Genomic DNA, 16,414 nt, shown 5'->3' on the forward strand with positions numbered 1-16,414 from the left:
CCTCAGCTCCCGACGCGGGGGTCGAGCTTCGCCTCGCGCCGGTTACGGCGCAGGCCGGTGCGTTGCGTCTGCGCCCAGTCGCGCAGTGCGCCGCGAGGGTACCAGGGCTTGCCCCGGATATGCTGACAGGGCGGGCCATCGCCGCCGGTCGACCAGATCCGCGCCAGGGTCGCAGGCTTCAGATGGACGGCGAACCGCAGAAGATAGGCCGACGCCTCCGCGCGTGTGAGGAGGTCGTCGTCGCGCTCGGCCGGCCCCGTGGCCGCCTCGGTCGTGGGCAAGGTCATGGCCCCCTCCGACAGTCGGAAGCCGACCGGATCGACCGGCCGGCCGAAAGCGCCAGGTAGCATTCGATGACGGCGGCGACGTAGGACTGGGTTTCGGCGATGTTGGGAATGCGACCGAGACGCGCCACCCGTTCCGGCCCCGCATTGTAGGCCGCGAGCGCCAGGCGCACGTCGCCGAAGCGCAGGAGCTGACGCGCCAGGTAATCCGCGCCGCCGGACAGGTTCGCCGCGGCGTCGAAGCGGTCCACGATCCCGAGGGCTGTGGCGGTGCCTGGCATGAGCTGGGTGAGCCCTCCGGCGCCCGCGGGTGACACCGCGCGCGGCCGGTAGGCGCTCTCGACCGCAACCAACGCATGCAAGAGCTTAGGGTCCAGGCGATGGCGTGCGGCCGCCGCGCCCACCGCTGCGTCGAAGGGCTGGCTGCCTTCTGGGAGCCGCGGCTCCCTTGAGTTCGGGTCGACTTCGGGTGATGGCTCGGACGAGGCGAAGATCTCGCCGCCCGCCGAACGCCAGTCGGGCTGCGCGCGGGCGACCGGCGCCACCGCCGCCGCGACCAGCGTCCCGATGATCCAGACCCTCACCATCGCCAGACCTCCTTGTAGATCCCGTGGATCGCCGCCCGCGGCGCCGGGCCGAAGTAGCGGCTGTCGAAGCTCGTCGCGGTGTCGCCCAGGAGCAGGAACTCATCGCCCGTCAGGCGCCGGCAGCCGCTCCAGGTGGGCAGCGCTCGACCGCGCCGGTCGGCGACCCGCGCCACCACCGCACCGCGCGGCCAGCTCACCCTCGCGCCGTCGCGGCACACCTCTTCGCCAGGGCCGGCCGCGATGCGCTTCAGAAGTCGCGCGTCGGCCGAAGCGCCGAGCTCGTCGAGGTAGGACCGCGCAGACATCGGAGGCGCGGCGGCGACAACGACGCCGATCCGTAGTGCGCCCGCGGTGCGCAGGTAGACGCCGCGCGGCAGGCTGTCGGTCTCATTGATCAGCCAGGGCGTGGGCTGCGCCTGCAGCCAGCTCGCCGTTCCGCCCGAGGCCGTCACCACCACGAGGGCGAGGAGGATCCGGCCGCGGGTCATGAGCGGTAGGGCTCCAGGATGAGGTCGCGGGTGATGAAGACCCGGACCCGCGTACCTGGCCGCAGGCGGATCACCGGGCGCACCTCAAGCTCGCGGTCGATGAGCTTGCCGCCCACCTGGGCGGCTTCGATCGACGCGGCGTCGCCGGCGTCCCCCAGCAGGCCACCGGAGTCATCGTCTGAATCGCGCGCCGCCTGGCCCAGGGCCGTGATCGCGCCGGCGAACAGGGTCGCGACGACCATCGGAAAGAGCCGCCGATCGACCTCTCCCCTCGCGCCGATCGCGCCGTGCGCATCGACGCCCGGCTCCTTGGGCAGGACGAGGCTCTTGCCGTTTGGCAGGATGAGCCGCTCCCACAGGATGAAGGCGCGGCGGTCGCCATGCCGGCTCTCGCCCTCGTGGCGACCGATCAGCCGCGCGCCCTGGGGGATCAGGAGGTGGCGTCCGCTGACGCTGTCGAAGACGTTCTCGGTCACCGTGGCGGTGACGGGGCCGGCCCGCGAGGTGTCGACCGCAGTGAGGAGCGCCGCCGGCAGGATGGCGCCGGCCTTCACTTCGTAGGGGCTGAGCGGCGGCAGGAGCGCGTGGGTGTTGTAGACTTGGCCATAGTCTTCTCGACCCTGGCCCGTGGCCGACCGTTGAGCGGTGGGCGCGCTCGGCGACACACCGCCGAAGAAGAGGCCGGAGGCGCGGGCGTCCTGCGACAGGCCGCCGGCGGGCGTGCGGCGCGGCGATCGGTCGACCGGGGCTCCAGGGACAGCCCGCGGGGTCTCGTCGGCGGAGCCGCCCAGCTTGCGGGGCTCAGGGAGGCGGTCGAGGTCGGCGTAGGTTGCCGGCGCATCGGTCACCCGGTCGCTCGGCCGAACCGCGCCGCGGACCTCGTTCGCGCGACCCTCCAGCCGGGCTTCGGCGGCCTGCGCGCGCAATTCCGGCTGGACCACGAAGGCCCAGGCCAACGAACCCGCCACGAGGCCGGACGCGACCATGACGAGGCCGGTCACGACGCCCTTGCGCAGCCGCACCACCGGCGGGCGCGGCGCGCGGGTGTCCAAGGGGGCGATGGGCGCCTTCGGCAGTGGCCCGGCGCGATCGTTCGACGGCGCAGCATCGGTCATGACGAAGCTCCTACGCGTTCGATGCGGACCACCTGGGGCCGGCGCCCGCCCACCCTCAGCTCGGCGGCGTGCAGCACCCGATCGACGACCCAGAGGCCGCCCTGCTGGCGGTAGTTCACGAGCTGCGCCTTCCCATCGGGGGCCAGCGCGAAGAGGGCCGGGGCCTCGCCGGCCGTCACGCTCGGCGGGAAGGTCAGGAAGGTGCGCACGCCGTCGGTCATGACGGCCGCGGGCATCCACGCCGGGCGCCTGCCCTTCGCGGTGATGCGGAAGCCGGCGTCGAGCGGCCCCTGCGGGGTGACGAGCCCCTGGGGCTCTGGTGTGGCCGGCGGCGCACCTGGGTCCGGCCCCTCGAGGACCGCCGCCACGTCCCAGGTCACCGCCGCATTGAAGGCTTCGGCGGCGCCGCTGCGCAGCTGCAGGAGGTAGACCCGGCGATTGGTGGCCAGCACGAGGTTCGTCTCGAGCCCGCGCTGCAGCGGCTTGATCATCACGTGAGATCGCTGGTTCGAACCTTCCCCGGACGACGTCTCTCCGATCTGCCAGCGCACCGTGTCGCCGGCCGCCTTGGAGGTGACGGTCTCACCTGGCGAGAGGGTGAGGGTCGTAACGCGAAGAGGTGCGGTCCAGACCTCGTAGACCCGCCCCGGGTCGTAGGCGAAGACCTGCACGCCGCCCACGAAGCCACGTGACCGCGAGGTCTCACGCGCCGTCGCGTTAGCGGCCGCGATCGCCGCCCGGCCGGTCACCACACGCGGCGTACTGGCCGTGGCGCTGGGCCGGACGCCGCGGGCGTCGGCCGCGGGCGGATCCGGGATCGGCGCCATGGTCGCGAAAATCGTTGGGGCCGTCGGCGCATCGGTGGCGCCGACCACTGACGTCGGCTCCGGCGCTGTCGTGGTGGCCGCGACCGGCTCGGGGGGGCCGGCCGGCGGGTCGTCAACGCCGAAGCGCTCGAGCGTCGCGCAGCCCGCTGACAGCAGGCTGCAGCTTAGCAGGATCAGGAGGCGTCGGGCGTCCATGACACGTCCTCTATGCGGATGCCGAGCGGGTTCTTGAGCAGCTCCGCCTCCGTCTTCGGAGGTTGCAGCTTCACGGTGATCAACGCGCGCCAGCGCTCCGTCGCGGCCGCCTGGCCGTTGACGAAGCGGGTCTCGCGCCACTGCAGGTCGTAGGTGCGGGCGCTGCGCCGCACGACGTTGAGGATCTCGACGTTGACGGCCTCGCGGCCGACCTCGGCGAACGGATCGTGGGCCTGCGCCCAGCTGTTCAGGAAGCTGGCCGTCTTGGGGGTGACGAAGTCATAGGCCGCGAGCCAGTTCTGGCGGATCACCACCGGATCCACCGACTTGGCCCGCACGCTGCGGATCCAGCTGGCGAGCGCATGGCCGACCTGCGCCTCGGTGGGTTCGTAGCGTCCCCCGATCGCCGTGATGCGCTGGGTCTGGCCCCATTGGCTCACCTCCACCACGAAGGGCTTCACCACCGCCTGCTGCGCCTGCATCCACCAGCCGCCGCCCAGGAACGCGGCCACGGCGAGGTTCGCGAAGGCCATGCGCCGCCAGTTGCGGGCGTGCGCCAGGCTGAGCCCCATGCGGTCGTCCCACACCTGCCCGGCGCGCTGATAGGGCGTCGCTTCGGGGCTGGCGGACAGTGCGCGCTTCGGACGGAAGAAGGGGTGCATGGCTTACGCCTCCTCGTCGCGGATCTGTGGCGCGAGCGCGCCCGAGGCCTCGTTGCCGGGCAGCAGGGCGCGTCCTGCGTTGGCGACGAAGAAGGCCCGCATGGCCGCGTTTCGGCTGCTCCGAGCCGGGGGCGGTTGCGGCCGTCGCTCAGCCTCGAGGGCGCGATGGAAGGCCCGCCTGGCGGCCTCGTTCTCGTTGGCGATGCGCGTCGATGGGGCGGGTCCCTGCTCGGCGTCGGGCGCGGCGGCGTCCTTCGGGACCGCTGGGCCGTCCGGTGCGGACGTCCATTTCGCCGGCGCCTCGGCCATGCCGGGCCCCGACCCCGACGCCGTCGGGCCCGAGCCCGGACCTCTCGGCGGGTTGTCGTTCGACGGTCGCGGCGGCGGCGTGCCGGGCGCGGATGGCGGACGCCCGGATCCGGCGCCGGCGGCCGCGCGGCTGGGCGCGGCGATCCTGGAGGCGCCCGTCGCCGCGGCGACGCCACTGACCGCGGCGGCCGCCGCGCCGCCGACCGCAAGCGTCCCGGCGGCGAGCGCACCTGCGCCGAGGGCCGGTCCGCCGGTCACCAGCGCCGAGGCCAGGTTCGGGATGAAGAGCGCGAGCATTGCCAGGAGCAGAGACGCCGCGAGGATGGCGAGCGCCTCGTAGAGGTCCGGGTTGGCCGAGGGCTGCAGCTGGTCGAACACGGACCGGGCGCCGGAGACCACGATCGCAAGCGCCAGGACCTTCAGACCGGAGGAGACGACGAACCCGAGAGGGCGCTCCGCCAGGAACGATGACTTCGACCAGATGCCGAACGGCAGCAGCACGAAGCCACCGAGGGTCACGATCTTGAACTCGAGCAGGGTGACGATGATCTGCAGCGCCAGCACCGCGAAGGCCAGCATGATGCCGATCATGGCCAGGCCGAGGATCAGGGCGTCCATCAGATTGCCGCCGACATCCCATACGTCCGCTGCCGGCATCGGCGACTCGCCAAGCGACTTAACGATCTCCCAGCCCTGCTGGAGGATGGCGCCGGGGTTGAGGAAGTCGGCGCGTGAGAGATTGCCCCCGCCGGCAGTCAGGCCGAGTTCGATGAAGCCGACTTGGATCGTCTGGGAGAGACCCTGCCAGTCATTGATCAGGTAGGCGAAGGCGCCGATCAGCAGCACCTTTCCGAAGCCTGCCGCTAAGACCTCGCGGTTCGACGACAGCGCCCACTGAATGCCGGTCAGCGCCACCACGAGGGCGATCATCAGACCGAACACGCCGTTCACAGCGCCGCTGAGCGCATCAAAGCCGGCCGAGACGGTATTCGAGAAAACCGTCATCAGGTCGTTTGCAGTCTGGGGACTGGCCGCCATGATCTAGGCCCTCCTCACTTACGCGCGTGAGGGAACGGGTCGAAATCAGGGTTCGGGATCGTGGTCTTCTCCCGACCCCAGAACTGCCGTCGCGCCTCGGCGCTGGCCGCCCTCTCCGAGGCGCGTCGCGCGCTCTCCGCCGCCAGGAGCCGCGACTGCGCCATGAGGAGGGTTCGCATCGAACCCAGGTCTTCGGCGAGCACAGCGAGGACCTGGGTCGAGGACTGGATCGCGGCGGTCTGGCCGTCGGCGGCCTTGCTGGCGCCGAGGGCGCCCTCGAGGCGACCGGTGCGGCCGCGGCTCAGCCGCTCGAGCTCGGCGGCGGTTCGCGCCAGGTCCTGCGCGGTCTCCCGCGCCTGGCTGTTGCGCGCTCTCGCCTGCTCCAGGGCGCGGCGCGGATCGAGCCCGTCGACCGTCGCGGGATAGAGCTTCTCGAAGTCCTTCTGCAGGCCGTCGACGTCGCTGGCGATGCCGCGCACCGAACGGGCGAGCTCGCCGATGTCCTTGAGGGTCTGGGAGGTCTCGGCGAGGTGGCTGTACGGCGACGACGCGAGTTCACGGGCCTGGTTGGCGAGACTGCGGGCCTCGTTGGCGAGGCTCTCCAACTGGCGGGCCGCCTGCAGGGCGTTCTCGAGATGGTTCTTGGGGTCGAACACCACCTGCTGCGCCTGCGCCGGCTTCGGCTCGGAGCATGCGGTGAGCGCCAGGACCAACGGCGCCACCGCGCCGATCCAGCTACTCCGCCGCGATCGGCGGCTCGGCGAGGGCATCGAAGAGGGTGTCGACATGGGAGAACCCCTTGGCTGCGAGGAAGGCGCGCGCGAAGCCGTCGGCGCCGGCGCGGGCGAGGACCTGGTCGATGAGGGTCTGGTCTTCAGGAGACGAAGCGCCGCAGAGCGCCAGGCCCACGCCGGAGAGCTTCAGGTCGAAGAGCCGGCGGCCCTGGGGCTGTCGCCAATAGTAGGCGCGCTTGGGGGTCGCGAAGGCGATCAGCTCGAGCTGCCGCCGGTTGAGGCCGAATCCCTGGTAGAGCGGCGCCGACGCCGGCTCCAGGGCGCGCGGGTTCGGCAGGAAGACCTGGGTCGGGCAGGACTCGATCAGGCTGGCCGCGATCGATGATCCGGCCACGTCCTCCAGCGACTGGGTGGCGAAGACGACGGCCACACGCTTCTTGCGCAGCGTCTTCAGCCACTCGCGGATCTTGGCCGCGAACGTGGTGTCGTCGAGGAGCAGCCAAGCCTCGTCCAGGACGAGCAGCGTGGGCCGGCCGTCGAAACCGCGCTCGAGCTCGTGGAACAGCGCGGCGAGCACCGGCGCCAGCGCCGAGCGGGTGGCCATCAGGGTCTCGAGCTCGAAGGTGTCGAACGGGCTCTCGCCGAACGCGACGCCGGCGCCGTCGAGCAGGCTGCCGTGCGGCCCTTTCAGCGTGAGCGGTTCGAGCGCGGCGGCGACGGCGCGGTCCTGCACCAGGGCGCAGAACACGGTCAGCGACCGTTGTTCCATTGGCGCGTCGGCCAGCGCGCCCAGTGCGCTCCACACCTCTTCGCGAAGGCGGGGTGTGATCTCCACGCCGGCCTTGCGCACCGCATCCTCGATCCACTCGGCCGCCCAGGCGCGCTCCGCGGACTGCTCGACCCGCGCGAGGGGCTGCAGAGAGAGGCCCGCGCCGGGTTCGAGCGCCCACCAGGCGCCGCCGCTGGCCAAGGTCGCGGCCCGGGCGCTGCGCCCCTTGTCCAGGAAGACCACGCGCGCCCCGGGGTAGCGGAACCACTGCAGCGCCAGGAACGAGAGGAAGGCGCTCTTGCCCGAACCGGTCGGTCCCACGACCATCGCGTGGCCGACGTCGCCCACGTGCAGCACGAGGCGGAAGGGCGTGGAGCCCGTGGTCCGCGCGACGGCGAGCGGCGGCCCGTCCAGGCAGGCGTCGCCCGGGGGGCCGGCCCAAACCGCAGAGACCGGCAGCAGGTCGGCGAGGTTCAGGGTGCTGACGAGCGGACGCCGCACGTCGGCGTAAGGCTCGCCGGGCAACGCCCCCAGCCAGGCCTCGACGGCGTTGAGGTCCTCGGTGCGCGCGACGAGGCCCTGGGCGTTCAGCGCCATCTCCACCAGCCGGGCCTTCTCGGCGGCGCGCTCCTCGTCCGCGTCCAACACCGTCACCGTGAGGGTCAGGTAGCCGAACGCACAGGTCTCGGCCCCGAGGGCGGCGAGCGCCCCGTCGCACTCCTCGGTCTTGCCCGCCGCGTCGGTGTCGAGGAGCGGGACCTCCTCCTTGGTGATGGCCTCACGCAGGAGAACGCCGATGCCCTTGCGCTTGGCGAACCAGCGCTTGCGCAGGCGGGTGATCTCCCGTTCGCCATCGGCCTTGTCGAGGGCGATCCAACGCGCGGTCCACCGGTACTCGAACGGCAGGCAGGAGAGCGCGTCGAGCAGGCCGGGCCGGGTCGCCGCCGGAAGGCTGCGCACCGAGACCACCTTGAGCCATTGAGCGCCCAGCCGCGGGCTGATCCCGCCGGTGAGGGCCTCGTCGGCCAGGGCCGCGTCCAGGAACATCGGCGTCTCGGACGGGGCGAGGCGCTGTGTGCGTCCGGAAGCGCAGGCGTGGAGCCAAGACAGGAGGTCGGCGTCGTCCAGCCGCCGCGCCTCAGGCAGCGTGTCGGCGATAAGGTCGAGGATGGCGTCGGCTTCCCGCTGGAACGCCTCGAGTGCGGCGCGCCAGTCGCGGCCGCCGCGCGCCAGGCCATCGAACATCACCCGCTCGATCCGGCGCGTCTCGTCGGCCGGCGGCAGCCAAGTCAGGCTGAGACGGAAGTCCGTCTCGAACGCGGGCTCCGCCGTCTCAAAGGCGGCCTGCCGTTCCGCGTCCAGCAGCCAGGCCGCGGCGACCGGGATCTCACTCGCGGGATAGGTCTCCGCCGGCCGACGACGCGCCTCGACATGCACGCACCACCCCGTCCCCAGCCGCCGCAAGGCGTTGTTGAGGCGCGCGCGGACCGCCATCAGCTCGTCCTCCGTGGAGGACTCCAGGTCCGGACCGCGGAAACCGAGACCGGTCAGGAAGGACCCATCCTTGTTGAGGACCACGCCGGGCGCGACCAGCGCGGCCCAGGGCAGGTGGTCGGCCAGGGTGGCCGGACGACGGCGGGCTTCGTCGAGGAACCGCATCGCCGCCTCACGCGTCCAGGTGGCCGGCGCGGCCGAGGTGGCGGCGCAGCACATCGAAGAAGCGCTTGTCGGCGCGCGCCACATAGAGGCCGAGCGCATGGGCGGCGGCCCACCAGAGCAGGCCGAGCCACCAGATGCGCAGCGCCAGGCCAAGGACCAGCGCCACGGTGCCCATGACGATCGCATAGTCGCGGGGCATGCCGGCGAGCAGGACGGGTTCGGCGAGGCCCTGGGCCACGGGGACGTCCCAGCCTTCCCGATGGAGGAGCTCGCTCATCACCCGATCTCCGCGCCGCCGGCGAAGCCGAAGAAGTCCAGGAAGAAGGTCGAGGCCGCGAACGCGATGGAGAGGCCGAAGAGGATGCCCAGGCCGCGCCGCATGCCCGACCCGCTTTCGCTCATGGCGATGCCGGCGCCGAAGATGACCACCGCCACCACCGCGGCGGCCTGCACCACCGGGCCGGTGACGGACTCGACGATCTGCTGGAGCGGCCCCTCCCAGGGCATGCCGGCGCCGCCGGCCATGGCAGGGCCGGCGATCATCAGGCCGCAAGCCGCCGTCGCGGCCGAGAGGCCGCGTAAGAGTTCCTTGCGCATTCGTGCAATCCTCAGCGCTTCGTCGCGCTATAGTTGCAATCCAAGCGCAGCGCGATTCGAGTTGTCAACACGGTCATGTGGAAAAATATGAAATAGTTTCTGCGACTTGTGCGCAGGTCTTTCACGACATGCGCACAACCTTCAGATGACTTTCGGTTTGCCTCGGCGAACGCGCGAAGTCATCGGCACGCCTCTGCGGCGCCCCGCGTGATTGAGAGTCGGCCGTGCGCTGTCATGAACCGGGCTCGGGTTTCGGGCGTTTCGTTTGTTGCGTCTATTTCGAATATGCAGTAGGACTTGCCTGGAACCCGGAGCCCCTCATGACCCTGCCCGCCTTCGCCGAGCCCTTCGGCGATCGGCTGCCGTCCGCCGACGAGAAGGCGGCGGCCAATCGGTTGCGCCAGATCCTCGCCGCTCAAGCCACGGACGAGGCGGGCCAGACGCTCCGCGTCCTGGACGCGGACAACCAGACGGCGGAAATCATCCTCGCGCCGGCCCTTTCGCGCCTGCTGATGGATCTGCTGCGCCATATCGGCAGCGGCGACGCCGTCACCCTGGTGCCGGTGAGCCAGATGCTCACCACCCAGCAGGCCGCCGACATCCTGAACGTCTCGCGGCCTCACCTCGTGTCGCTCCTCGATCGCGGCGAGATCGAGCATCACCTGGTGGGTCGCCATCGACGCATCCGCGCCGAGCACCTTTTCGCCTACAAGAAGGATCGTGACGCCCGCCGGGGCCGCGCCCTCGAAGACCTGGCAGCGGCCGACTCGGACTACCTTTAGGATGTGTTCGCAAACCGCTTCACCGCCCTCGTGGACGCCTGCTCTCTCGCGGGCGTGGCCTCGCGCAACCTTCTCCTGACGCTCGCGGAGGCGGAGTTCTTCCGCCTCCGCTGGTCGGACGAGATCCTCCACGAGACCGAGCGGGCGATCGCCAGGATCCTCTCGGCCCAGGGCGTGGCCGACGCCGCCGACCAGGCGCTGCGCAACCGCCGCGCCATGGAGGAGGCCTTCGAAGACGCGATGGTCTGCGGCTATGCCGACTTCCTGCCGACCAGCGCGGGGCTGCCGGACCCCAAGGACGCCCACGTTCTGGCCGCGGCGCTGAAGACCGAAGCGCACATGATTGTCACCGAGAACCTGAAGGATTTCCCGGCGCTCGTGCTGGGCCCCTCAATATCGAGGCGAAGTCCGCGGACGCCTTCATCGCGGACACCCTCAGCCTGCACATCGGGCGCGGCGTCGAAGCGGTGCGCCTCATGCGCGCGCGGTTGAAGAACCCGCCGCGGATGGGCGCGGAGGAGTTCCTGCTCAGGCTGGAGGCGGCCGGCCTCACCGAGACCGTCAACGAGCTTCGGCCCCACGTGAGCGGGCTCTGAGCCCGCCACCAGGCATCAGCCGGGACCGGCGAAGTCCTCGCGTCCAAGAAGGCCTTCAATCCGTCGTCCGGCGCCCGTGCGGCCGATATGGACGATCAGGTCGACGGCCTGGTTGATCAGGCGCCTGGGCGGATCGACCACCACCTCCCGCAGCAGGTCCTCGAGCCGCGGCACGCACTCCGCAGCCGAATTGGCGTGGACCGTTGTCACGCCACCTGGGTGGCCCGTGTTCCACGCCTTCAGCGCCTCCAGCGCCGCGGCGCCGTCCCGGATCTCTCCGAGGACGATGCGGTCAGGCCGCATCCGCAGGGCGTCCCGTACGAGATCGACCACGCCGATGGGCTTCGGGCTCCGCCGCGTCAGGACCGCCACGCAGTCCCACGCCGCGCATTGGAGCTCGGGGGTGTCCTCGATGATGAATACCCGATCCGCGGCGAAGGCCGGCTCGGCGAGCACCGCGTTCGCGAGCGTGGTCTTGCCGGAGCCGGCCCCCCCGGAGATCACGATGTTGCGGCGTTCGCGCGCCGCGGCGGCGATCGTCTCGGCGTCCGCCTGACGCATCACGCCGTCGCGCACGTAGTCGCTGAGGGTCCAGATGACGCCGGGCCGTTTGCGGATCGAGAAGGTCGGCTGCGCACACACCGGTGGCAGGAAGCCCTGGAAACGCTCGCCCGAGGGCAGGACGCCCGACAGGCGCGGGTCGTCGCGGAGGACCGGTTCTCCGACGTGGTCGGCGACCAGGCGGATGACCCGCTCCCGCGCCCCGGACGCCATGAGATGTCCCGTGTCCTCGCGCCCGCGTCCCGTCCGGTCGAGCACGATGCGCCCGTCCGGATTGGCCAGGATCTCGACGACGTCAGCTTCGGCAAGCGCCGCCAGGATCACCGGCCCCAGGGCGTGGTGGAGCGCGTCGCGTCTGCGCTGGGCGCCGAGCGCGTCAGCGGTCATTCGGCCGCCGGCGCGAAGCTGCGCGCCTCCGTCTCGGCCTGCGGGCCGAGCGGCTGGGCGCCGCCGGCCACGATGCGCGCCGCCGCGGCGTCGAGCAGCCGCTCGATGCGGGCCTCGACCGCGGCCCGCAGGACGGGGTCCTGGTCGGCGGCGGTGTCGGGGAGCCGCGAGAAGAAGGCGCGGGCGAACTCCACCATGAGTTCCTGCACGATGGTCATGTCCCTCGCCATGGCCCGCATGTGATCGCGCAGCGCGCGGTCCAGGGCGAGGACGCGATCCTCCGGATCGGCAGCGGGCCGGCGCTGAAGTCCGCGCGCGATCGCCTGCTCGGCGGCGCGGCTCAGCGTCATGCGGTTCGCGCGCGCCTCGCGGCGCAGCGCGACCTCGGTCTTGGGGTTTTCGAAATAGACCTGGACCCTGGGAGTCGGTCGGTCGTCAGCCTTGGCCATTGTTGCGTCCTTGCAGGTGATCGAGCGCGGCCTCCTGGGCGGCGAATTCCTCGGCGACGCGCTCGTAGATCTGGACCGCCTTCTTCGCGGCCTTCTTGTCGTCCATGGCGGCCGCCACCTCCTTGAAGAGCGGCAAGCTGGCGGCGGGATTTTCGCCGAGCGCGCGTTGACCTGCCCAGGGATGCGAGGGGCGCCCGGGCGTGTCGACGGCGCCGTCCGGCGCCTCGATCGCGGCGCGTGAGCGGAACGGCTCGCGGACGTCGTAGCGGACCTTTCGGGTCCGGAGCGGACGACGGCCGGCCACGAAGACGAGCTGCTCGTCGTCAGCGAGCGCGCGGATTTCGCCGGGCTCAAGCAGTGGACGCTCCACCTCGGACCGGGATATCGAGCTGCGGCCGGCGCCGAGGCCCGCGGGACCGCTACGGCTCGTGCGCGTCTCGGAAATGGCGCCGGTCAGGCGCGAGACCTTGTCCTGCGTCAGGGGGTCGAGGGCTGCGAAGGCGGTGTAGACGAAGCAGTTGTCGAGGATGGTGTTGTTGGGGCCGTAGGTCTCGACGATGTCGTTCAGGCTCTGGGCGACGAACATGGTCTTCAGGCCGTAGCCGCTCATCAGGCGCAGGCTCTTCTCGAAGAACTCGACCCGGCCCAGCAGCGGAAACTCGTCCATCGCCATCAGGAGCTTGTGGCGCTTGGGCCGCCCGTTGGCGTCGGTATGCTCGTGCGCCGTGAGCGACTGGGCGGCGGCGTAGAACAGCAAGCGCACCAGGGGTTTCAACGCCGACACATCGGCCGGCGCCACCTGAACGTAGAGACTCACCGGCGCCCCGGCGCACATCAGGTCGCCGACCGCGAAGTCCGATGCGGAGAGAGCGCGCTCGACGTCGGCCCCGGCCAGCCACTTCAGATAGGAGCGCGCAGTCCCCTGGACGGACGTACGGAAGCGGTCGTGCATGGCGGCATAGCCCTTCACCGCCGTGCGGATGAAGGGGTGGGTCGCGGGCTCCCCGTCGGCGCCGACCACGTGCTGCGTGCGCACCATCGCCTCCGCCGCCTCGTCCAGGTCCGCGAGGAGCTCCCGGACCTTCAGCAGCGACTTGGCCTCGTCGTCCGCGGTGTAGAGGACATGGAGGATCACGGCCTCGAGGATCTCCGACGCCGACTTGTCCCAGATCGCCTCCTCGTCGCGCACGCCGCCCGGATCGGAGAGGATCGCCACGAGGCGCTGCACCTGGGCGAGTTCACCGGGCCCCGGCTGGATCTCGGCCAGCGGATTCCATCGGGCAGTGTCCGGATCGCGCGGGTTGAAGCGAAGGGCGTGCGAGAAGGTCGCCCGCCATCCGGCCGTCACCCGCCAGAGCTCGCCTTTCGGGTCGTGGATCATGGCGCTCTCGGTCCAGCAGAGCAGGCTGGGCACGACGTGGCCGCGGCCCTTCCCGGAGCGCGTGCCGCCGGTCACCAGCGTGGGGCGCAGGTCCGCCGTCACCAGGAGGCGTCCGTCGAGGTCCCCGAGGACACATCCCGTGCGCGCGGTGAGGCCCGCCCGGCGCGCCTCGTCATGACCGCCCCACCCCCGCGCACGGCGCCGTCCCGCCGTGGGCTCGAGGAGCATGCAGGCGCCGAGGCCCAGGGCCACGCCGAGCATCATGAGCGCGCCCGCGCCCGCAAACACCCTGGGACCTTCGTTGAGGAACTCGGCCCGCCAGTGGAGCACCGACCAGGGCGCGTAGAGCCTGGCGTCATCTGCGAGCGGGAGGCCATCGCCGAGGGGCGAGGCGTAGCGAAACGACCAGGCCACATACTGGGTCGCGGCCTGCAGCCCCGAAAGGGCGCCAAGGGCCACGGCCGTGAGACGACTGACAAGGCCACTCATCTTTGGAGCTGCACCGACGCTTCCACTGGCGTCAGAACCGAGATCGGCGCGATATCGTTCCAACTCTTTGTTTTTATTTATTTTTCCGACATTGTTTGTCGGATGGACCGACAAGAAGTGTCGGTCTTGCGACGGGCGATCAGTCCTCCGCCGTCGGATCGCCGGGGTCGCCTGGATCGCCTGGATCGCCGAGCCAGCGGTTCGCGGCCTTGCGGCTTCGGTCCAGCTCTGCGCTCAGCATGGTGAAGGCCACCTTCAGCGCCTCCACGATCGGAGCGGCCTGGAGGTTGGCGAGGTCGGCGCCCTCCTGGAGAAAGAGCTCGCGGGCGTGAGCGACGCAGAGGAGCAACAGCTTGCTGTCGATGCAGGCGATGGCGAAGTCGGGCGCGCCCATCTTCACGCTGGCCCAGTTGGCGTAGGGATCGCTGTCGGTGGCGCGGGCGAAGGCGAAGATCCTGTCGACCTTGAGGAAACCCTCGCCGGCCTCGAAGCGCTCGTAGGTCCGCTTGTTCAGGGCCATCAGGTCGGCCACCTGCTGCACGGTCATCCGCCGGTGATTTCGGATCGCCTTCAGGACGCAGGACAGGGCCTCGTCGCGCTCACGCGGCTTTCTCGAACTCGAACGCGACATCGCCCGAACCACACCAACAACCTTACATTTCGCCGCATCCTCAGAGCAGCCCTAGGTCGTCGTCAATCCGTCAAAGGCGATCCATGCACAGGTGGGGAAGGCACTGACCCGCAATCTGCACGCCATTCCGCGCCTGAACCAAGTTTAGTTATGATGATGCTTGTTGTTTCATGATGAACTTGCCGTCTGATCCGACGCGTCTTGTCGGAATGTCCGACGATTATTGTCGGGTTATCAATCACGGAGGTCGTGACATCTCGACATGATCCGGATTTTGGCTTCAGTCTGCGGCCTTGTTGCGGAGCACCCCATGACGAGGAAGCGCGCTGATTCATTCAAGATCGCTCTCGACACGCTGAGGGAGGAACTGCGGGCAGGCGTCCACAGAGCGGGCTCCAGGCTCACGGCCAACGACATCGCTGAACGATTGAGCCTCAGCCAGACCCCCGTGCGCGAAGCGCTCTCCCGGCTGGCCGGAGAAGGTCTGCTGCTGGATCGTCGCGGGCAGGGCTTCTTCGTTCAAAGCCTCGCCGAACAGGATCTCATCGCGCTCTTCCGCCTCGAGCTGGAATTGCTGCTGATCGCCTGCGACGAGCGATCTTCGCTACCCCCTCTCGACCTCGACCGGCTCGTCCCCACGGCCACGGAGACACCGCCGGACGCGGCCTTCGTGCTTGCCAGTGAGCGGCTGTTCCGGGTCTTCGCGTCGGCTTCAAGCCCGCCCTTGGCGCGGCATCTGGCTCGATTGCAGGATCAGCTCGCGCCGCTGCGCACCGTCGAACCCCGCGTCCTGCACGGCCTGCCGGCGGAGTTCGGTCAGCTCCTGGACGTCATATCGAGCGGCGCGACGGAGACGGTCCGCAGTGCGCTCAACGCCTTCTTCGCCCGCCGCATCGGCGTCGCCGCGGCCCTGATCAGGGCGCTGGACGCGGCCGACACTATAGAGTCGATATAGTTTGAATATATCACAACCGGAGCGCGAACTGCTTCTGCTGCAAACGCGGCATTCACTGAAGCAGGAGACTACAATGTCCAAGCATCTGTCGATCCCGACGAGCCGTCTCATCTGCCTGGGCGGCGCTAAGCTCGCCACGAAGGCCGGCTACTTCGGCGACGCCGAAGGCCAGCCCGACGACGGCCTGCCGGAATAAGGCCTGCGCCCGTCCCGGCGTTTTCGCGCCGGGACGGGTCACCGGCGCTGCGGATGGCCAAGAGACTGTTTCTCGCTGACCACGTCCACGCCGTTGGCGTGAACGGCGACCTCGTCTTCCTCGACGTCGAGCGAGACGCCTACGTCTGCTTGCCCGAAGGCGAGCACCGGGCTCCCCTCGAACCCGGCCGCCGAGCCCTTTGCCCGACTGACCCGGGAATGGCGCAGGACCTTCTCGAAGTGGGCCTGGTTCAGGCTTCGTGGTCGCCAGCCAACTCATGCGAGTCGCCGCAGCCGCCGGCCCTCGCCACCCCCGCGAAGAGCGCCCTGCGCGACCGTTACGGCGTCCCGACACTGCGCGATGGGATGCAGATCGCCGTCGCCATCGCCGACATGCTCGCGGCCTATCGCGGGCGGCCGTTCAAGGAAATCGTCGACGCCGGGCGGGCTCAGCGCACGCGACCGCCCTCCGTGAGCGAGCAGTTGGTGGAGACGGTCGACGATTTCCATCGCTGGGCGCCGTTCGCGCCGACGAGCGCCAAGTGCCTGCTTCGCGCCTTCATGCTCCTCCGCCTCCTACGCCGCCAGGGCCACGACGCCTTGTGGGTCTTCGGCGTGAGAACCTGGCCCTTCCACGCCCATTGCTGGCTGCAGTGCGAGGACCTGGTCCTCGACGACGAACCGGACCGCATCCGGGCCTTCACGCCGATAATGGTCCTGTGAC

The 16,414-nt window shown here is 70.4% G+C and carries 20 protein-coding genes; 5 read left to right on the top strand and 15 right to left on the bottom strand.

Annotated features, from left to right (window positions below; translation table 11 throughout):
* Positions 1 to 2: 2 nt before the first annotated feature.
* The 11 genes from ABS78_RS19430 to ABS78_RS19480 are packed head-to-tail and all read right to left on the bottom strand — an operon-like array spanning position 3 to position 9,264.
* Positions 3 to 287 (bottom strand): hypothetical protein, encoded by a 285-nt coding sequence (locus ABS78_RS19430; protein WP_293383289.1) that lies wholly within the window; start codon positions 285 to 287, stop codon positions 3 to 5.
* Complete coding sequence (locus ABS78_RS19435) at positions 284 to 871, bottom strand: lytic transglycosylase domain-containing protein (RefSeq protein WP_293383292.1); 588 nt, start codon at positions 869 to 871, stop codon at positions 284 to 286. Before ABS78_RS19435 ends, ABS78_RS19430 begins: the two co-directional genes overlap by 4 nt.
* Positions 865 to 1,359, bottom strand: a complete 495-nt coding sequence (locus ABS78_RS19440; protein ID WP_293383295.1) for a S26 family signal peptidase — start codon at positions 1,357 to 1,359, stop codon at positions 865 to 867. Before ABS78_RS19440 ends, ABS78_RS19435 begins: the two co-directional genes overlap by 7 nt.
* A complete protein-coding gene (locus tag ABS78_RS19445) occupies positions 1,356 to 2,474 on the bottom strand; it encodes a TrbI/VirB10 family protein (RefSeq protein WP_293383298.1) in 1,119 nt (372 codons plus the stop codon). Before ABS78_RS19445 ends, ABS78_RS19440 begins: the two co-directional genes overlap by 4 nt.
* Positions 2,471 to 3,496, bottom strand: coding sequence for a TrbG/VirB9 family P-type conjugative transfer protein (locus ABS78_RS19450; RefSeq protein ID WP_293383302.1), 1,026 nt, complete (start codon positions 3,494 to 3,496; stop codon positions 2,471 to 2,473). Before ABS78_RS19450 ends, ABS78_RS19445 begins: the two co-directional genes overlap by 4 nt.
* Positions 3,475 to 4,158 (bottom strand): conjugal transfer protein TrbF, encoded by a 684-nt coding sequence (trbF, locus tag ABS78_RS19455; protein ID WP_293383305.1) that lies wholly within the window; start codon positions 4,156 to 4,158, stop codon positions 3,475 to 3,477. Before trbF ends, ABS78_RS19450 begins: the two co-directional genes overlap by 22 nt.
* Before the next feature lie 3 nt (positions 4,159 to 4,161).
* A complete protein-coding gene (gene trbL / locus ABS78_RS19460; protein ID WP_293383308.1) occupies positions 4,162 to 5,505 on the bottom strand; it encodes a P-type conjugative transfer protein TrbL in 1,344 nt (447 codons plus the stop codon).
* 14 nt (positions 5,506 to 5,519) lie between these two features.
* Complete coding sequence (locus ABS78_RS19465) at positions 5,520 to 6,227, bottom strand: conjugal transfer protein TrbJ (protein ID WP_293383311.1); 708 nt, start codon at positions 6,225 to 6,227, stop codon at positions 5,520 to 5,522.
* Positions 6,228 to 6,240: 13 nt separating this feature from the next.
* Positions 6,241 to 8,667, bottom strand: a complete 2,427-nt coding sequence (trbE, locus tag ABS78_RS19470) for a conjugal transfer protein TrbE (RefSeq protein ID WP_293383314.1) — start codon at positions 8,665 to 8,667, stop codon at positions 6,241 to 6,243.
* A 7-nt stretch (positions 8,668 to 8,674) separates the two neighbouring features.
* Entirely contained in the window at positions 8,675 to 8,944 is a 270-nt protein-coding gene (locus ABS78_RS19475; protein WP_293383317.1) for a VirB3 family type IV secretion system protein, read from the bottom strand.
* Positions 8,944 to 9,264: a TrbC/VirB2 family protein gene (locus ABS78_RS19480; protein ID WP_293383320.1), complete on the bottom strand. Its 321-nt coding sequence runs from the start codon at positions 9,262 to 9,264 to the stop codon at positions 8,944 to 8,946. The genes ABS78_RS19475 and ABS78_RS19480 overlap by 1 nt, the downstream gene beginning before the upstream one ends.
* A 320-nt stretch (positions 9,265 to 9,584) precedes the next feature.
* Here ABS78_RS19480 and ABS78_RS19485 point away from each other — a divergent pair, with 320 nt between their 5' ends.
* On the top strand, positions 9,585 to 10,046 hold the full coding sequence (locus ABS78_RS19485) for a helix-turn-helix domain-containing protein (protein WP_293383323.1): 462 nt from the start codon (positions 9,585 to 9,587) through the stop codon (positions 10,044 to 10,046).
* A 3-nt stretch (positions 10,047 to 10,049) separates the two neighbouring features.
* Positions 10,050 to 10,538, top strand: a complete 489-nt coding sequence (locus tag ABS78_RS19490) for a PIN domain-containing protein (RefSeq protein ID WP_293383326.1) — start codon at positions 10,050 to 10,052, stop codon at positions 10,536 to 10,538.
* Between the two features lie 119 nt (positions 10,539 to 10,657).
* Here ABS78_RS19490 and trbB read toward each other — a convergent pair whose 3' ends face one another.
* The 4 genes from trbB to ABS78_RS19510 form a co-directional block, all read right to left on the bottom strand.
* Positions 10,658 to 11,590, bottom strand: a complete 933-nt coding sequence (gene trbB / locus ABS78_RS19495; protein ID WP_293383329.1) for a P-type conjugative transfer ATPase TrbB — start codon at positions 11,588 to 11,590, stop codon at positions 10,658 to 10,660.
* The gene (locus ABS78_RS19500) at positions 11,587 to 12,039 is read right to left on the bottom strand and encodes a hypothetical protein (protein ID WP_293383332.1); all 453 of its coding nucleotides are present in this window, start codon (positions 12,037 to 12,039) and stop codon (positions 11,587 to 11,589) included. Before ABS78_RS19500 ends, trbB begins: the two co-directional genes overlap by 4 nt.
* The gene (locus ABS78_RS19505; protein ID WP_293383335.1) at positions 12,026 to 13,909 is read right to left on the bottom strand and encodes a type IV secretory system conjugative DNA transfer family protein; all 1,884 of its coding nucleotides are present in this window, start codon (positions 13,907 to 13,909) and stop codon (positions 12,026 to 12,028) included. The genes ABS78_RS19500 and ABS78_RS19505 overlap by 14 nt, the downstream gene beginning before the upstream one ends.
* 139 nt (positions 13,910 to 14,048) lie before the next feature.
* Positions 14,049 to 14,540 carry a helix-turn-helix transcriptional regulator gene (locus ABS78_RS19510; protein WP_293383338.1) on the bottom strand — a complete coding sequence of 164 codons (492 nt, stop codon included), beginning with the start codon at positions 14,538 to 14,540 and terminating at the stop codon, positions 14,049 to 14,051.
* Between the two features lie 262 nt (positions 14,541 to 14,802).
* Here ABS78_RS19510 and ABS78_RS19515 point away from each other — a divergent pair, with 262 nt between their 5' ends.
* From ABS78_RS19515 to ABS78_RS19525, 3 genes are all read left to right on the top strand, one after another.
* Positions 14,803 to 15,495: a GntR family transcriptional regulator gene (locus ABS78_RS19515; protein ID WP_293383341.1), complete on the top strand. Its 693-nt coding sequence runs from the start codon at positions 14,803 to 14,805 to the stop codon at positions 15,493 to 15,495.
* Positions 15,496 to 15,568: 73 nt separating this feature from the next.
* Positions 15,569 to 15,691: a hypothetical protein gene (locus ABS78_RS19520; protein WP_257836365.1), complete on the top strand. Its 123-nt coding sequence runs from the start codon at positions 15,569 to 15,571 to the stop codon at positions 15,689 to 15,691.
* A gap of 53 nt (positions 15,692 to 15,744) precedes the next feature.
* Positions 15,745 to 16,413: a lasso peptide biosynthesis B2 protein gene (locus ABS78_RS19525; protein WP_293383344.1), complete on the top strand. Its 669-nt coding sequence runs from the start codon at positions 15,745 to 15,747 to the stop codon at positions 16,411 to 16,413.
* Position 16,414: the final 1 nt, after the last annotated feature.

This window comes from Phenylobacterium sp. SCN 70-31, from assembly GCF_001724605.1.
Taxonomy (GTDB): Bacteria; Pseudomonadota; Alphaproteobacteria; order Caulobacterales; family Caulobacteraceae; genus Phenylobacterium.

Bases quoted from the DNA above. Each gene is read 5' to 3' on its own strand.
- ABS78_RS19430 (WP_293383289.1), bottom strand. From the start codon at position 287: ATGACCTTGCCCACGACCGAGGCGGCCACGGGGCCGGCCGAGCGCGAC.
- ABS78_RS19435 (WP_293383292.1), bottom strand. From the start codon at position 871: ATGGTGAGGGTCTGGATCATCGGGACGCTGGTCGCGGCGGCGGTGGCG.
- ABS78_RS19440 (WP_293383295.1), bottom strand. From the start codon at position 1,359: ATGACCCGCGGCCGGATCCTCCTCGCCCTCGTGGTGGTGACGGCCTCG.
- ABS78_RS19445 (WP_293383298.1), bottom strand. From the start codon at position 2,474: ATGACCGATGCTGCGCCGTCGAACGATCGCGCCGGGCCACTGCCGAAG.
- ABS78_RS19450 (WP_293383302.1), bottom strand. From the start codon at position 3,496: ATGGACGCCCGACGCCTCCTGATCCTGCTAAGCTGCAGCCTGCTGTCA.
- trbF (WP_293383305.1), bottom strand. From the start codon at position 4,158: ATGCACCCCTTCTTCCGTCCGAAGCGCGCACTGTCCGCCAGCCCCGAA.
- trbL (WP_293383308.1), bottom strand. From the start codon at position 5,505: ATGGCGGCCAGTCCCCAGACTGCAAACGACCTGATGACGGTTTTCTCG.
- trbE (WP_293383314.1), bottom strand. From the start codon at position 8,667: ATGCGGTTCCTCGACGAAGCCCGCCGTCGTCCGGCCACCCTGGCCGAC.
- ABS78_RS19475 (WP_293383317.1), bottom strand. From the start codon at position 8,944: ATGAGCGAGCTCCTCCATCGGGAAGGCTGGGACGTCCCCGTGGCCCAG.
- ABS78_RS19480 (WP_293383320.1), bottom strand. From the start codon at position 9,264: ATGCGCAAGGAACTCTTACGCGGCCTCTCGGCCGCGACGGCGGCTTGC.
- ABS78_RS19485 (WP_293383323.1), top strand. From the start codon at position 9,585: ATGACCCTGCCCGCCTTCGCCGAGCCCTTCGGCGATCGGCTGCCGTCC.
- trbB (WP_293383329.1), bottom strand. From the start codon at position 11,590: ATGACCGCTGACGCGCTCGGCGCCCAGCGCAGACGCGACGCGCTCCAC.
- ABS78_RS19500 (WP_293383332.1), bottom strand. From the start codon at position 12,039: ATGGCCAAGGCTGACGACCGACCGACTCCCAGGGTCCAGGTCTATTTC.
- ABS78_RS19505 (WP_293383335.1), bottom strand. From the start codon at position 13,909: ATGAGTGGCCTTGTCAGTCGTCTCACGGCCGTGGCCCTTGGCGCCCTT.
- ABS78_RS19510 (WP_293383338.1), bottom strand. From the start codon at position 14,540: ATGTCGCGTTCGAGTTCGAGAAAGCCGCGTGAGCGCGACGAGGCCCTG.
- ABS78_RS19515 (WP_293383341.1), top strand. From the start codon at position 14,803: ATGATCCGGATTTTGGCTTCAGTCTGCGGCCTTGTTGCGGAGCACCCC.
- ABS78_RS19520 (WP_257836365.1), top strand. From the start codon at position 15,569: ATGTCCAAGCATCTGTCGATCCCGACGAGCCGTCTCATCTGCCTGGGC.
- ABS78_RS19525 (WP_293383344.1), top strand. From the start codon at position 15,745: ATGGCCAAGAGACTGTTTCTCGCTGACCACGTCCACGCCGTTGGCGTG.